The 15,477-nt window shown below is 63.5% G+C and carries 13 protein-coding genes; 10 read left to right on the plus strand and 3 right to left on the minus strand.

All coding sequences use genetic code 11. The features are described 5' to 3' along the window. The first annotated feature begins 3 nt into the window (after positions 1–3). From EN804_RS07150 to EN804_RS07200, 10 genes are all read left to right on the plus strand, one after another. Complete coding sequence (locus tag EN804_RS07150; protein ID WP_127279784.1) at positions 4–1,515, plus strand: aldehyde dehydrogenase family protein; 1,512 nt, start codon at positions 4–6, stop codon at positions 1,513–1,515. A gap of 58 nt (positions 1,516–1,573) precedes the next feature. Continuing rightward, positions 1,574–2,827 carry an ABC transporter substrate-binding protein gene (locus tag EN804_RS07155; RefSeq protein WP_127869913.1) on the plus strand — a complete coding sequence of 418 codons (1,254 nt, stop codon included), beginning with the start codon at positions 1,574–1,576 and terminating at the stop codon, positions 2,825–2,827. A gap of 90 nt (positions 2,828–2,917) precedes the next feature. Then, positions 2,918–3,874: a sugar ABC transporter permease gene (locus EN804_RS07160; protein ID WP_127869914.1), complete on the plus strand. Its 957-nt coding sequence runs from the start codon at positions 2,918–2,920 to the stop codon at positions 3,872–3,874. Continuing rightward, positions 3,871–4,815 (plus strand): carbohydrate ABC transporter permease, encoded by a 945-nt coding sequence (locus EN804_RS07165; RefSeq protein ID WP_127869915.1) that lies wholly within the window; start codon positions 3,871–3,873, stop codon positions 4,813–4,815. The genes EN804_RS07160 and EN804_RS07165 overlap by 4 nt, the downstream gene beginning before the upstream one ends. 4 nt (positions 4,816–4,819) lie before the next feature. Further along, on the plus strand, positions 4,820–5,935 hold the full coding sequence (locus EN804_RS07170) for an ABC transporter ATP-binding protein (RefSeq protein ID WP_127869916.1): 1,116 nt from the start codon (positions 4,820–4,822) through the stop codon (positions 5,933–5,935). Between the two features lie 106 nt (positions 5,936–6,041). After that, positions 6,042–7,556 (plus strand): GMC family oxidoreductase, encoded by a 1,515-nt coding sequence (locus tag EN804_RS07175; RefSeq protein ID WP_135918997.1) that lies wholly within the window; start codon positions 6,042–6,044, stop codon positions 7,554–7,556. Between the two features lie 211 nt (positions 7,557–7,767). Then, complete coding sequence (locus EN804_RS07185) at positions 7,768–8,529, plus strand: 3-ketoacyl-ACP reductase (protein ID WP_135918998.1); 762 nt, start codon at positions 7,768–7,770, stop codon at positions 8,527–8,529. 12 nt (positions 8,530–8,541) lie between these two features. Further along, positions 8,542–10,170, plus strand: a complete 1,629-nt coding sequence (locus tag EN804_RS07190) for a GMC family oxidoreductase N-terminal domain-containing protein (protein ID WP_135918999.1) — start codon at positions 8,542–8,544, stop codon at positions 10,168–10,170. An 11-nt stretch (positions 10,171–10,181) separates the two neighbouring features. Then, positions 10,182–10,499, plus strand: a complete 318-nt coding sequence (locus tag EN804_RS07195; protein ID WP_127281047.1) for a Dabb family protein — start codon at positions 10,182–10,184, stop codon at positions 10,497–10,499. A 90-nt stretch (positions 10,500–10,589) separates the two neighbouring features. Further along, complete coding sequence (locus EN804_RS07200; RefSeq protein WP_189524453.1) at positions 10,590–11,807, plus strand: MFS transporter; 1,218 nt, start codon at positions 10,590–10,592, stop codon at positions 11,805–11,807. Positions 11,808–11,813: 6 nt separating this feature from the next. Here EN804_RS07200 and EN804_RS07205 read toward each other — a convergent pair whose 3' ends face one another. The 3 genes from EN804_RS07205 to EN804_RS07215 form a co-directional block, all read right to left on the minus strand. Then, the gene (locus tag EN804_RS07205) at positions 11,814–12,659 is read right to left on the minus strand and encodes an EamA family transporter (RefSeq protein WP_135919001.1); all 846 of its coding nucleotides are present in this window, start codon (positions 12,657–12,659) and stop codon (positions 11,814–11,816) included. Positions 12,660–12,666: 7 nt separating this feature from the next. Continuing rightward, on the minus strand, positions 12,667–13,575 hold the full coding sequence (locus tag EN804_RS07210) for an endonuclease/exonuclease/phosphatase family protein (RefSeq protein WP_135881347.1): 909 nt from the start codon (positions 13,573–13,575) through the stop codon (positions 12,667–12,669). Positions 13,576–13,688: 113 nt separating this feature from the next. Next, positions 13,689–15,242, minus strand: a complete 1,554-nt coding sequence (locus tag EN804_RS07215) for a sodium:proton antiporter (protein WP_127280171.1) — start codon at positions 15,240–15,242, stop codon at positions 13,689–13,691. Between the last annotated feature and the right edge of the window lie 235 nt (positions 15,243–15,477).

A 15,477-nucleotide genomic window follows, 5' to 3' on the forward strand; every position in this document is an offset into this window, starting at 1 on the left:
CACATGAATGCACCTCTGAAGATTTCCATGCCCGCCGAGGCTTCCGCCGCGCCCAAGGCGTACAAGCTGCTGATCGACGGCAAGCATGTCGATGCCCGCGACGGCCGTATGCTGGAACGCAAGAGCCCCGGCCACGGCTTCACCGTTTCACACTATGCTCAGGCAGGGGCTGCCGAAGTGGAAGCCGCGATGCAGGCCGCGCACAGGGCGTTCGAGACCGGTCCTTGGCCGCGCATGAAGGCGGCCGAGCGCGCCGCGATCCTGCTCAAGGCGGCCGACCTGATCGAGGCCCGGCTGGAAGACATCGCCCGCCTCGATGCGCTGGAATCCGGCAAGCCGATTACCCAGGCGCGCGGCGAGATTGGCGGCGCCGTCGACATCTGGCGCTATGCCGCCTCGCTTGCCCGCACGCTGCATGGCGAGAGCTACGCCAATCTCGGCGACGCCATGCTGGGCGTCGTGCTGCGCGAGCCGATCGGTGTCGTCTCGATCATCACGCCGTGGAATTTCCCGTTCCTCATCGTCAGCCAGAAACTGCCTTTCGCGCTGGCCGCCGGCTGTACGGCCGTGGTCAAGCCGAGCGAGATGACGTCGGCCTCGACCTTCGTGCTCGGCGACATCCTGATGGAGGCTGGCCTGCCCGCCGGCGTCGTCAACATCCTCGCCGGTCTTGGCGCCGATGTCGGCGCGCCAATGGTCAGCCATCCCCTGGTCGAGATGGTGTCGTTCACCGGTTCCACCCGCGTCGGCAAGATGACCATGGCGGCGGCCGCGAATTCCCTGAAGAAGGTTTCGATGGAACTCGGCGGCAAGAACGGCCAGATCGTCTTCCCCGATGCCGATCTCGAGGCGGCCGCCGATGCAGCGGTGTTCGGCGGCTTCTTCAATGCCGGCGAATGCTGCAATGCCGGCAGCCGGTTGATCGTGCACGAAGCGATCGCCGACGATTTCCTGGCCGCCGTGAAGGCGTTGACCGCAAAGGTAGCCGTGGGCGATCCACTCGATATCAGGACCAAGGTCGGTGCGATGATTTCCTCCGACCATCTGGCCAAGGTCACCGATTACATCGCGGCCGCCGCGAGTGACGGGGTCCGCATCTACAGCGGCGGCGGGCAACTCCCTTCCAATGCCGGCCAATATCTCGATCCGACGATCTTACGCAACGTCACCGAAAACATGGCCGTCGCCCGCGAGGAAGTGTTCGGGCCGGTGCTCTCGGTGCTGACTTTTGAAACGATTGAAAAGGCGTTGCACATCGCCAACAACACGCCCTATGGTCTGTCGGCGGGTGTGTGGAGCGCCAGCATCGACACCTGCATGTCGGTGGCGCGGGGCGTGCGTTCGGGGACGGTCTGGGTGAACACGTTCATGGAAGGTTATCCAGAACTGCCGTTCGGCGGCTACAAGCAGTCGGGCCTGGGCCGCGAACTCGGCAAGCGCGCCGTCGAGGACTATACCGAGGAAAAGACAATCCAGTTTCATCGCGGCCAGCGCACCGGTTGGTGGGTCGGCTGAGTTGGGAGACCCCGGCGGCATCCGCCGGTCACGTGAGTTGCAACAAGGGAGGAAGTACATGTTGCGCAAACTGCTTATCGGAACGGCTCTCGCTTCGGGCCTGGCTTTCGCGGCCCATGCCGAGGACGTCAAGGAAGTGCAGATGCTGCATTGGTGGACGTCGGGCGGCGAAGCGGCTGCCCTCAACGTGCTCAAGCAGGATCTGGCCAAGGAAGGCTATGCCTGGAAGGACGTGCCGGTGGCCGGCGGCGGCGGCGATGCCGCCATGACCGCGCTGAAGGCGATGGTCGCGGCCGGCAACTATCCGACCGCCTCGCAGATGCTCGGCTATACCGTGCTCGACTATGCCGCGGCCGGCGTGATGGGCGACCTCACCGAGACGGCGAAGAAGGAAGGCTGGGACAAATCGGTTCCGGCCGCCCTGCAGAAATTCTCCGTCTATGACGGCAAGTGGGTCGCCGCTCCGGTCAACGTCCACTCGGTCAACTGGCTGTGGATCAACAAGGCGGTGATGGACAAGATCGGCGGCGCCGAGCCGAAGACCTTCGATGATTTCATCGCCCTGCTCGACAAGGCCAAGGCGGCCGGCGTCACGCCGCTCGCGCTTGGCGGCCAGAACTGGCAGGAAGCCACCATGTTCGATTCCGTCGTGCTGTCGACCGGCGGGCCGGAGTTCTACAAGAAGGCGATGAACGACCTCGACGACGCCTCGCTCAAGTCCGACACGATGAAGAAGTCGTTCGACAACCTCGCCAAGCTCGTCACCTATGTCGACCCGAACTTCTCGGGCCGCGACTGGAACCTCGCCACCGCCATGGTCATCAAGGGCGATGCGCTGGTGCAGGTCATGGGCGACTGGGCCAAGGGCGAGTTCCACGCCGCCAACAAGACCCCGGGCACCGACTTCCTCTGCTACCGCTTCCCGGGCACAGACGGCTCGGTGATCTACAACTCCGACATGTTCGGCATGTTCAACGTCCCCGACGACCGCAAGGCGGCCCAGGTCGCTCTGGCCACAGCCACGTTGTCGAAGAGCTTCCAGTCGGCCTTCAACGTCGTCAAGGGTTCGGTTCCGGCCCGCACCGACGTGCCTGACACCGACTTCGACGCTTGCGGCAAGAAGGGTATCGCCGATCTGAAGAAGGCCAATGAAGGTGGCACGCTGTTCGGCTCGCTAGCCCAGGGTTATGGCGCGCCTCCGGCTGTCGCCAATGCCTACAAGGACGTCGTCTCCAAATTCGTCCACGGTCAGATCAAGACCTCGGACGAGGCCGTGACCGAACTGGTCAAGGCAATCGACGACGCCAAGTAAGCATTACGCACAAAAACACCTTCCCCGCTCCGGCGGGGAAGGCTTCCGGTCCGTGAGGCCGGTCGGCCGGACGCCGACGGGAGGAACCCCATGAGCACAGTTGCGACAACCCAGATCAAGCTGACGCCGGAGCATGCCCGCCCGCGCACCTCGGTGCGCGGGCGCCTGCAGGACGCCTTGCCCAAGATCGTGCTGGCGCCGAGCTTCGCCATCACCGTCGTCTTCGTCTACGGCTTCATCCTGTGGACGATCTACCTGTCCTTCACCAACTCCAAGACCTTTCCGTCCTACGCCATAACCGGCGCGCGCGCCTACCAGCGGCTGTGGAACTGGACCTTCGACACCGATCCGCCGTCGAGCTGGTACACATCGATCACCAATATGGGCATTTTCGGCTTTCTCTACATCTTGATCTGTCTGGCGCTCGGCCTGTTCCTGGCCATCCTGCTCGACCAGAAGATCCGCGGCGAAGGCGTCTTGCGTCCCATCTACCTCTACCCGATGGCGCTCTCATTCATCGTCACCGGCGTCGCCTGGAAATGGTTCCTCGACCCTGGCCTCGGCCTCGAGCAGACGCTGCACCAATGGGGCTGGACGAGCTTCCATTTCGACTGGATCAAGAACAAGGATTTCGTCATCTACACGGTGGTCATCGCCGGCGTCTGGCAGGCCTCCGGCTTCATCATGGCGATGTTCCTGGCCGGCCTGCGCGGCATTGACGGCGAGATCATGAAGGCGGCGCAGATCGACGGCGCCACCACCTTCCAGCTCTATCGCCGCATCGTCATTCCGCTGCTGCGGCCGATCTTCCTGTCGGCCTTCATCGTGCTCGCGCACCTTGCCATCAAATCCTACGATCTGGTCGTGGCGCTGACCAGCGGCGGTCCCGGCGGCTCGGCATGGCTGCCATCCAATTTCATGTATGAATACACCTTCAAGCGCAACGAAATGGCCGTCGGTTCGGCAAGCGCCGTGATCATGCTGATGACCATCGTCGCCATCATCGTGCCCTATCTCTATTCGGAATTGAGGGAGAAGCCGCGATGAGCGCCGTGACCACTCCCGCCCGCCAGGCCAGCGGCGGCATGAACGTCAAACTCGTCAACCGCATCGTCATCTACGGACTTCTGGCGCTGTTCGCCCTGTTCTATCTGATGCCGCTGTTCGTCATGCTGGTGACCTCGTTCAAGACCATGGACGAGATCCAGAACGGCAACATGCTTTCGCTGCCCAAGGCGCCGACCTTCGATCCCTGGCTGAAGGCCTGGGGCGAGACCTGCGTCGGCCTCACCTGCGCCGGCATCAAGGGCTATTTCTGGAACTCCATCAAGATGGTGGTTCCCGCCGTGCTGATCTCGACCATGCTCGGTGCGCTCAATGGCTACGTGCTGACCAAATGGCGTTTTCGCGGGGCGACGCTGGTGTTCGGGCTGATGCTGTTTGCCTGCTTCATTCCGTTCCAGTCCGTTCTGTTGCCGATGGCGACGATCCTGGGCAGCGTCGGCCGCTTCGGCGTGACGCTGCAAAACTCGATCGGCACCAGCTTCGGCCTCGGCAATTCGACGGTCAATCTGGTCTTCGTCCACGTCGTCTACGGCATCGGCTTCACCACGCTGTTCTTCCGGAACTATTACGAGGCGTTCCCGACCGAACTGGTCAAGGCCGCCCAGGTCGACGGCGCTTCGTTCTTCCAGATCTTCCGGCGCATCATGCTGCCGAACTCGATGCCGATCTTCGTCGTCACCGTCATCTACCAATTCACCAACATCTGGAACGACTTCCTGTTCGCCTCCGCCTATGCCGGCACCGGCGATGCGATGCCGATGACGGTGGCGCTCAACAACGTCGTCAACACCTCGACCGGCGTCGTCGAATACAACGTCAACATGGCGGCGGCGATGATCGCCGCACTCCCCACCCTTCTCGTCTATGTGCTCGCCGGCCGCTATTTCGTGCGTGGCCTGATGGCGGGCGCGGTCAAAGGATAACCCAATGGCTTTTCTGGAAATTGATGGTCTGAGGAAGCGTTTCGGCCAGGTCGAGATCCTGAAAGGGATTAACCTCGAGCTGGAAAAAGGCGGCTTCCTGGTGCTGGTCGGTCCTTCCGGCTGTGGCAAGTCAACCTTACTCAACACCATTGCCGGACTGGAGACGATCACCTCTGGCGATATCCGCGTCGACGGCCGCACCATCACCGATCTTCATCCGTCCAAGCGCGATATCGCCATGGTGTTCCAGAGCTATGCGCTCTACCCCAACATGACGGTCGCCGGGAACATCTCCTTCGGCATGGAAATGCGCGGCGTGCCGGCCGACGAGCGGCAGAAGGCGATCGACAAGGTGGCCAAGATCCTGCAGATCGGCCATCTGCTGCAGCGCAAGCCGAGCCAGCTCTCCGGCGGCCAGCGCCAGCGCGTCGCCATGGGCCGGGCGCTGGTGCGGGACCCCAAGCTGTTCCTGTTCGACGAGCCGCTGTCCAACCTCGACGCCAAGCTGCGCGTCGACATGCGCATTGAGATCAAGCGCCTGCATGCCACCACGGGTACAACGATCGTCTATGTCACCCACGACCAGATCGAGGCGTTGACGCTGGCGACCAAGATCGCCGTCATGCGTGACGGCGAGGTGCAGCAATTCGGCACGCCGGCCGAAATCTACAACAACCCCAGCAATGTCTTCGTCGCCGACTTCATGGGGTCGCCGGCAATGAATCTGATCCCGGCCACCATCGGCGGCAATGGCGGCGATCTGGCCGTCGTGCTCGATCGCGAGGCACGCCAGCCGATCACCTTGCCGATGGCCAACGCGCCGGCCGGATTGTCGGCATTCAAGGGCAAGCCGATCATCTTCGGCGTCCGCCCGGAGGCGCTTACCGATCCCGAAGGCGCGGAACGCAACGCCTCGCAAATCGCCACCGCCGATTGCCATATTGAGGTGGTGGAACCGGCCGGTTCCGACACTTTCGCCGTCACCAATCTCGGCGGCAAGGGCGTGGTGGCACGGCTGCGCGCCGATGCCAACATCCAGCCGGGCACCAGCACGCCACTGGCCTTCAACCTGACCAAGGCGGTGTTCTTCGATCCGGCGACCGAGAACCGTATTCGCTGATGCGTCTCGCCAAAAGTGGATCCGGTTTTGGGGCAACGACATGCATCAAAACAAAGGACCTGAAGCGCGTCGCATGTGTCAATTCAATCGCGGCGCGCTTTAGGTGATGGCAAACCCCGATATCGTCATCATCGGTTCCGGCATCGGCGGCGCCACGATCGCTGCCGGTCTGGCCGGCAGCGGCGCCTCCATCCTGATGCTGGAGCGCGGCGAACCCTTGCCGGCGACCCCGCATGCGCGCGACACGCGCTCGATCTTCGTCGACGGCCACTACCGGCCGAAGGAGATGTGGCGCGAGGCCGGCGGCGGCGCCTTCAACCCAGGCAATTACTACTATGTCGGCGGCAACTCGAAATTCTTCGGCGCGGTGCTGATCCGCTATCGCAAGCAAGACTTTTCCGACATGGAGCACTTTGGCGGCGTGTCGCCGGCCTGGCCGTTTTCCTATGACGAATTCGAGCCATGGTATTCGAAAGCAGAGCAGCTTTTCCGCGTGCGCGGCGCGCTGGGCGAGGATCCAACCGAGCCATTTCATTCGGTTCCCTATGCCTTCAAGCCGGTGCCCGACGAGGCGCCGATCGCGCGTGCCCGCGCCGAGCTCAAGGGACTGGGCCTGCATCCGGCCTCCCTGCCACTCGGCGTCGACATAGAGACATGGCTGAAGGAGGGCAGGACCGGCTGGGACGCCTTCCCAAACACGGGCCAGGGAAAGATGGACGCGCAGACCGCACCGCTGGCAGCGGCATTGACCGATCCGAACATCAAGCTCGAGACCGGCGCCTATGTCGAATATCTCGAGACTGCCCCGGACGGCAAATCCATATCCGCCATACATTATCGCCAGAACGGCGAGCTGAAAAAGCTGTCGCCGAAACTGGTCATCCTGTCGGCCGGCGCGGTCAATTCAGCGGTCATCCTGCTACGCTCGCCCTCACCCGGTAATGGCAAGGGGGGCGGCAAGGGCCTGGCCAACCGCTCCGACCAGGTCGGGCGCAATTTCATGAACCACAATTCGAGCGCCATGCTGGCGATCGATCCGCGCCGCAGGAATGATGCCGTCTACCAGAAGACGCTGATGCTGAACGACTACTATTTGTCCGACGGCAAGGGCGGCAAACCGCTCGGCAATGTCCAGCTTCTCGGCAAGATCGACGGCAACATGCTAAGGGCCAATGTGAAGCGGGTGCCGAAATTCGCGCTCGATTACATGGCCAGCCATGCCGTCGACTGGTACCTGATGTGCGAGGACCTGCCCGATCCCGAAAGCCGCATCATGGTCGACGGGAAGGACATCGTCATGCAGTGGCGGCGCTCCAACATGCAGTCGCTCGATGGGCTGACCAAGGTGATGCGCGCGAATTTTCGCGCCTGCGGTTATCCCATCGTGCTGTCGCGCCCTTTCGACAAGCGTACGCCCTCGCACCAGTGCGGCACGGTGAAAATGGGCGACGACCCGGCGACATCGCCGCTCGACCCCTTTTGCCGCGCCTTCGATCACCAGAACCTGTTCGTCGTCGACGCCAGTTTTCTGCCGAACTCGGCGGCGGTCAATCCGGCGCTGTCGATCGCCGCCCAGGCGCTACGGGTGGCGGACCATATCCGCAAGAGCGAACTAGCATGACCGGTTTGCGCCGCCCCTCATCCGCCTGCAGGTCCCTTCTCCCCGTGAAGGACGGGAAGAAGGGACCTGGCCGCAACGCCGGCGACCTTTTTGCAGCGCTGGCGATTGGCGAAAGCGGCGATGACAGCGTCCTTCTCCCCGTCACTATACGGGGAGAAGTGCCCGGCAGGGCGATGAGGGGCAGCGCTAGCATTCGCAAGGCTAGCGCCCCATGACGCGCCCTGCCGCCATAGTCACCGGCGGTGCACGCGGCATTGGATTGGCCTGTGCCGAGGCGCTCGCCGACGCAGGCTTCGATATTCTTGTCGCAGACCTAGCCGACCAAGCGCCGGCCAATCTCGCCGCCAATATCACCGCGAAGGCTGCAAAATTCGCCTATATCAGATGCGACATCGCCAATCTCGAAAGCCACGCCGACCTCGTCGATACCGCCATGCGTGCCTTCGGCCGCATCGACTGCCTGGTCAACAATGCCGGCATTGGCGCCGTCGTGCGTGGCGACCTGCTGGATCTCAAACCCGACAATTTCGACCGCGCGCTCGGCATCAACCTGCGAGGCACCGTCTTCCTCAGCCAAGCCGTCGCCAAGGCGATGCTCCGCCAGCCCGGCGATCATGCGAAATCGATCATCACCATCACGTCGGTCAGCGCCGAGATGGCCTCTCCAGAACGCTCCGAATATTGCATGTCGAAGGCAGGGCTTTCCATGTGGGTGAAGAACCTCGCGCTCAGGCTCGCCTCGGAAAACATCGGCGTGTTCGAGCTGCGGCCGGGCATCATCCGCACCGACATGACGGCGGGCGTGACCGCCAAATATGACGCGCTGATCGAAGGTGGATTGGTGCCGGCGAAACGCTGGGGCGAAGCCTCCGACATCGGCGCCATGGTGGCGGCGCTCGCTGCCGGCAGACTGGGCTTTTCGACCGGCTCGATCATCAATGTCGACGGCGCGCTCTCGGTGCCGCGGCTGTGAACGGATGAGACAATGACCGACTATATCATCGTGGGCGCCGGTCCGGCCGGCTGCGTTCTGGCCAACCGGCTGAGCGAGGATCCCTCCAATTCCGTGCTGCTGCTCGAAGCCGGCGGCAAGGACTGGCACCCCTATATCCATATGCCGGCGGGTTTCGCCAAGATGACCAAGGGCATTGCCTCCTGGGGCTGGTCGACCGTGCCGCAGAAGCACATGAAGGATCGCGTCTTCTGGTACACGCAGGCCAAGGTGGTCGGCGGCGGCTCCTCCATCAATGCGCAGATCTACACGCGCGGCAATGCCCGCGATTACGACGCCTGGGAGAAGGAGGAAGGGCTGGCCGGTTGGGGCTACCGCGACGTGCTGCCCTATTTCAAGCGCGCCGAGAACAACCAGCGTTTCGCCAACGATTTCCACGGCGACCAGGGCCCGCTCGGCGTGTCGAACCCGATTTCGCCGCTGCCGATCTGCGAGGCCTATTTCCGCGCCGGCCAGGAGATGGGTATCCCTTTCAACCCGGATTTCAACGGCGCTGCCCAAGAAGGCGTCGGCTATTACCAGCTGACCCAGAAGGATGCCCGGCGCTCTTCCGCCTCGGTCGCTTACTTGAAGCCGATTCGCGCCCGCAAGAATCTCACCGTCAGGACCGACGTGTTGGTCACCCGCATCGTCGTCGAGAAAGCCCGCGCTGTTGGCGTCGAGGTTGTAGATAAGCCGGGGGGTGAGACAAAAATCCTGCGCGCCGACCGCGAGGTGATCGTCTCGTCCGGCGCCATCGGCTCGCCGAAGCTGTTGATGCAGTCGGGCATCGGCCCGGCCGACCATCTGAAATCGGTCGGCGTGACGCCGGTGCACGATCTGCCCGGCGTCGGCTCCAACATGCAGGACCATCTCGACCTGTTCGTCATCGCCGAATGCACCGGCGATCACACCTATGACAATTACGCCAAGCTGCACCGCACGGCCTGGGCCGGCCTGCAATATCTGCTGTTGAAGAAGGGTCCGGTGGCTTCCAGCCTGTTCGAGACCGGCGGCTTCTGGTACGCCGACCCGACCGCCGCCTCGCCCGACATCCAGTTCCACCTGGGTTTGGGATCCGGCATCGAGGCCGGCGTCGAGAAATTGAACAACCCGGGCGTCACCTTGAACTCGGCCTTCCTGCGCCCGCGCTCGCGCGGCACGGTGCGGCTGAAAAGCGCCAACCCCGCCGACCATCCGCTGATCGACCCCAACTACTGGTCCGATCCCTATGACCGCGCCATGTCGCTCAAGGGACTGCGGCTGGCCCGCGAAATCATGCGGCAGGAGGCGCTGGCCCCATACGTGCTGCGCGAGGTGCTGCCCGGCCCATCGCTCGCCGGCGACGATGAACTGATCGACTATGCCTGCCGCACGTCCAAGACCGACCACCATCCGGTCGGCACCTGCCGCATGGGCCATGACGAGATGGCGGTGGTGACGCCGGATCTCAGGCTGCGCGGCATCGACGGCTTGCGTGTCTGCGACGCATCGGTGATGCCGCGTGTGCCTTCTTCCAACACCAATGCGCCGACCATCATGGTTGGCGAAAAGGGTGCTGATCTGATCCTTGGCCGCGAGCCGCTGGCGCCGGCGGTGTTTTCCGGCAATCACGCTGCTTAGGGAGTGGTAAAATGATCAGACACTGTGTTTTCGCCAGATTTCGTAGCGATGTGTCCCCGACCGAGCGCACGGCCATCCACGCCGACCTCGAGGCCTTGCGACAGGTGATCGAAGGCATGGAGACGGTTCATTTCAGCGCCAATGCCAGTCCGGAGCCTTTCGCACGGGGTTTCACCCATGGCTTCACCATCGACTTCCGCGATGCCGCGGCGCGCGACGCCTATCTGGTGCATGAGGCTCATCAGCGTGCCGGCGCCCGGCTGGTCGCGGCCCTCGAAGGCGGCACGGACGGATTGATGGTCTTCGATCTCGACCTTACGAAAAAGTGACCGCCGACCTTTCGAAAGCCGGCTGATCGCTGTTCTCTTTTGCCGACAAGGCGACATATCGTTCCTTTGGGGGCACCAAAGGAGGATGCCTTGAATCTCACTGCCGAGCAGAAGAAAACCGTTCTGGCCTCGTTCCTGGGCTGGACGCTCGACGCTTTTGATTTCTTCCTTCTGACATTCCTGCTCACCGATATTGCGAGTGAATTCCAGACCGATGTCCCGGCAGTCTCGAAGGCACTGTTCCTGACCTTGGCGACGCGCTTCATCGGCGCGTTCTTCTTCGGCATGCTCGCGGACAGATACGGTCGCAAGCCGATCCTGATGCTCAACATCGTCAGCTACTCGGTGATCGGGGCGCTGGCCGCCTTCTCTCCCAATCTCGGCATTTTCCTGGCGTTGCGTGCCCTGTTCGGCATCGCCATGGGCGGCGAATGGGGGCTCGGCTCCTCGCTCGCCATGGAGTCCATTCCGCCGAGCGCGCGCGGCATGGTCTCGGGTATCCTGCAATGCGGCTATCCCGCCGGCTACCTGCTGGCGGCGGTAGTCTATGGCTTGCTCTACCAGCAGACGATCGGCGGCTACACGATCGGCTGGCGCTTCATGTTCCTGCTCTCCTTCATCCCGGCGCTGATCGTACTCTTCATCCGCTCGCACGTCCCGGAATCACCCGCCTTCGTCGAGGCGCAGAAATCCGTCAAGCCGGGGCTTCTGGAGACGCTGCAGAAGCACTGGGGCGTCGCGCTCTATGCCGTGGTGCTGATGATGTTCTTCAATTTCTTCAGCCACGGCACGCAGGATCTCTACCCGACCTTCCTGAAGAAGCAGCATGGCTTTGATCCGCATACGGTGAGTTGGATCACCATCGTCGCCAATATCGGCGCCATTGTCGGCGGACTGGCATTCGGCGCGCTGTCGGAGAAGATCGGCCGCATCAATGCCATCACTTTGGCCTGCATGATCGCCCTGCCGGCCATCCCGCTATGGGCCTACAGCTCAACGCCCTTCATGCTGGCCATCGGTGCCTTCATCATGCAGGTCGCGGTCCAGGGTGCATGGGGCGTCATCCCGGTGCACCTCAACGAGCTTTCGCCCGGCGCGGTGCGCGCGACCTTGCCCGGCTTCATCTACCAGGCCGGCAATCTCGCCGCCTCCTATGGCGGTCCCTATCAGGCGGGGATCGCCGAGGCGCCCGGCGGCAGCTATGGCTACGCGCTGGCGCTGTTCGCCGGCGTGGTCGCCGTCTGCATCATCGTCGTCATCCGCTTCAGTCCGGAGCGGCGCGGCCAGGTGATGACCGTGCTGGGTTGAGGACGCTCACCCCAGCCGGAGCGCGATAACGCCGGCGACAATGCTGAGCGCGGCCGCACCGCGCCAGCCCGTCATCTTCTCCCCGAGCGCGTAGACCGAGATCATCATGGCGAACAGGATCGAGGTCTCGCGCAATGACGCCACCGAGGCGATCGGCGCCTTGGTCATGGCCCACATCACGATCCAGTAAGCCGCGCCGGAAAGCACGCCGGTGAACAGCCCGGTCTTCCAGTCGCGCGCCAACACCGGAAGCGCCTTGGGTCCTCGGAAAACGAGGCACAGCACCAGGGCGCCAAGCGCATCGCAGATGAACAGCCAGGCGGCATAGCTTTGCGCGGTCGCCGCCAGCCGCGCGCCGCTGCCGTCGGACAGCGTGTAGCTGGCAATGAACACCGAGGTGCCGAAGGCGAAGCCGACCGCGCGCAGGTTCAGCTTCTCCAGATGCGCCCCGCCGCGAAACGACATCACCAGCGTGCCGGCCGACAACAGCAGTATGCCGACAATGGCGAGCGGCGCCGGCACCTCGGCGACGACGAACATGCCGCCGACCGCGGCCAGCAGAGGGGCCGTGCCGCGCGCCAGCGGATAGGTCTGGGCGAAATCGCCGGCCTGGTAGGCACCGATGAGGAAAGTGCGGTAGCCCATGTGGAAGATCACCGAGGCGATGATATAGGGCCAGACTTCCGCCTTCGGCACCTCGACAAAAGGCAGCACCACGAGGCCCGCGAGCCCCATGCCGAGCGTCATCAGCGTGATCGACAGGAAGCGATCGAGATGCACCTTGACCAGCGCGTTCCAGATCGCATGCATGGCGGCGGCGGCAAGCACCGCGAAGAAGACGAAAAGCGTCATATCGGGCTCATCGACCTCCCGGGCCGAATGGCGTTTCGAGATCGATGTCGACCCGGACCGGGAAGTGATCGGACGCCACCTCGCCGATATCGGCGCCGATCGATTTCACGCGCCCGGCCAACATACCACCGACGAAGCAATGGTCCAGCCGGCGCTTTGCCAGCCTGCCGTCGATGATCTTCTCATGCGTGTGGAAATCACCAGCCGGTTCGACCGCCACGGCCGCGGCATCGACGAAGCCGCCAAGATAGGCAGCACCCCGATGGTAGGGCGTGCTGCCGACGATGCGGCGATACTCGGCGCTGGCCGGCTCCATGTTGAAATCGCCCAGCCAGATCGCCGCCGGCGGATTTTCCGGCTCGACTTCCCCATGAGTCCAGTTACGCGAAGGTTCGTCGTCCGCGCCGCTCCATGGTCCGCCTTCCGATGGCGCCCGGCGGTGCTCGGCCAAGAGATAATCAATCTGCTCCAGCCGCTCTTCCGCCGCGATGTGCGCGAGATGCAGCGAAAGCACCCTGACCGGCCCTGCCGGCGTGCGGATCATGCATTCGAGCGCGGCATTGCGCGTGTTGAGCGGACGCAACGTGCGGCGCATCGGCAGCGCGTGCAACCGCGACCAGACAATCGGCAGTTTCGACAGAACCATGGTGCCGAACTGCCGGCGCCGGTTGACCAAATGGCCGTCCCGCCATTCGCTGGCATCCATGTCGAAGGCCGGGCCATACACCCAGTGATAACCAGGCAAAAGGCGCGAAAGCATTTCCGCCTGGTCGTCGAAATTGCTGCGCTGCCAGTGCCGCTCGATCTCCTGCAAGGCGATGATGTCGGCGCCGGCGACAAGGCGCGCCGCGCGCGAAAGATCGTAGCGCGTGTCGCTGCCGAACCCGTACTGGATGTTGTAGCTGACCAGCTTCATTGCTTATCCGGCTCACTTCTCGGCGTTGGCAGTAACGGTTCGGTCGATTGCTTGCAATGTGCAGGAAGACGGACGGGGCTTGGGCCAGCAGGGCGGTTGAGACTCGGTATCTGCTAGTCGGTGGTCAGCGGCTGGAAGCGGCCGGCGGGCGACGCCGCCAATTCCGCCCAGTCGATCTCTTCCTCCAGCCGGTGATAGGCCTCGTCACCGATCGTGCCATTGCTGCGCAGTTCCTCCAGCGTGTCGCGCTGGCGGTTGATGGCATAAAGGCGCAGCCGGTCGTATTCGGTCGCGGCCTGCGCGTCGTCGGGGTTTTCAGCGATCACACGCTGAGCCTCATACTGCTCGCGCACGACGGCGGCCGCCGCCGAGGTCTTGCGGTTCAGCACGTCCAGCGCTGCCTGCATGATGGCGACGCGCGCCTTCGCCACCTCATTGTCGACGGTTCTGTCCTTGTCGAAGTTGATCCAGCGCAGCAGCGGCTTTAGCGTCATGCCCTGCAGCACCAGCGTGCCCAGAACCACCGCGAAGGCGGCGAGCACGATCGGATCGCGGCCGGGAAAATTGGCCGGCAGCGCAATGGCCACGACCAGCGTCACCAGCCCGCGCATGCCGCACCAGCCGACGAGAACGGCGCCTCCGAAAGTCGGCAACTCCCGCCTTGCCTCTTTGCCGCCGAAGCGGGCAATCCATCGGATGATCGCGACGTAACTCGCCACCCAGGCAAGACGTGCGACGATAACGACGACCAGCACCGTTGCGGCGAAAAGGAATGCTTCGCCTTGCCCGTCTCCGGCCAGCCTGCCGACGATCGTGCGTGCCTGCAGGCCCATCAGCACGAACGCCAGCACATTGAGCACGAACACCGCCGACTCCCAGACCGAATAGGTGCTGACGCGGCGTCTCGCCGACGAGTGGCGCGGTCCCCTGCGTGCAATGGTCATGGCATAGACGACAATGGTGATGATGGCGGAAAGACCGAGCTTGTCGGCGATGATCCAGACGGCAAAGGTTCCGGCAAACTGGACCACGGTGCTGCTCGCCGCATCCTCGATGCGGGTGAGCGCCAACAGCGACACGCGGCCAAACAGATAGCCCGCGACAAGACTGCCAATCGTCGCCAGCAGGATCACCGGAATGGCGTTGCTCAGCATGATCGATCCCAGCGCTGCCGAAACCGCCAGCCGATAGATCAGCAGCGCCGTGGCATCGTTGAGCAGGCTCTCGCCCTGCAGTATGGCGGTGATGCGGTGCGGCACCTTGAACTGGCCGAGCACCGCCGATGCCGCCACCGCATCCGGCGGCGCGACGATGGCGCCAAGCGCGACCGCCGCCGCGATCGGCAGTCCGGCCATCTTCCAGCCGACGAAGGCAACCACGACGGTGGTGAAGACCACAGCGCCGAGCGCCAGCAGCACCAGCGACAGCCGGTAGCGCTTCAGGTCGCGCAGCGACGTGTCAAAGGCGGCATCGAGCAGCACCGGCGCGATGAACAGGGCAAGCGCCAGTTCCGGATCGATCTCGATCACTGGGGCGCCCGGCACGAAAGCAATCGCGACGCCGGCCAGGGCCAGCAGGGACGGATAGGGAATCTCCAGCCGTCGCGACAACGCCGTCAGCGCGACGGCGGTCAAAAGCAGGACGAGGGTCAGTTCAAAAAGAGCCATGGGCGGTTACTTCTGGAGACCGGATTGCCGACGCGGATATTCCCGCAAGATGCGGTGGATTGGCCATCAAACTCAAGCCCTCTGGCCGCACGTCTCAAACCGCCTCCTGCCCCGCATGATCCTCGTCGGCTGCTCGGGATATCATGGACGCCGCGAAAGCCATCGTCGAAAAACATCGCCGGGCTGTAACACCCATGTAAACGGTGGCCCTCTGTGAGCGTGACGGGCCTCCATG

It is taken from the genome of Mesorhizobium sp. M8A.F.Ca.ET.161.01.1.1 (genome assembly GCF_004792105.1).
Classification (GTDB): domain Bacteria; phylum Pseudomonadota; class Alphaproteobacteria; order Rhizobiales; family Rhizobiaceae; genus Mesorhizobium.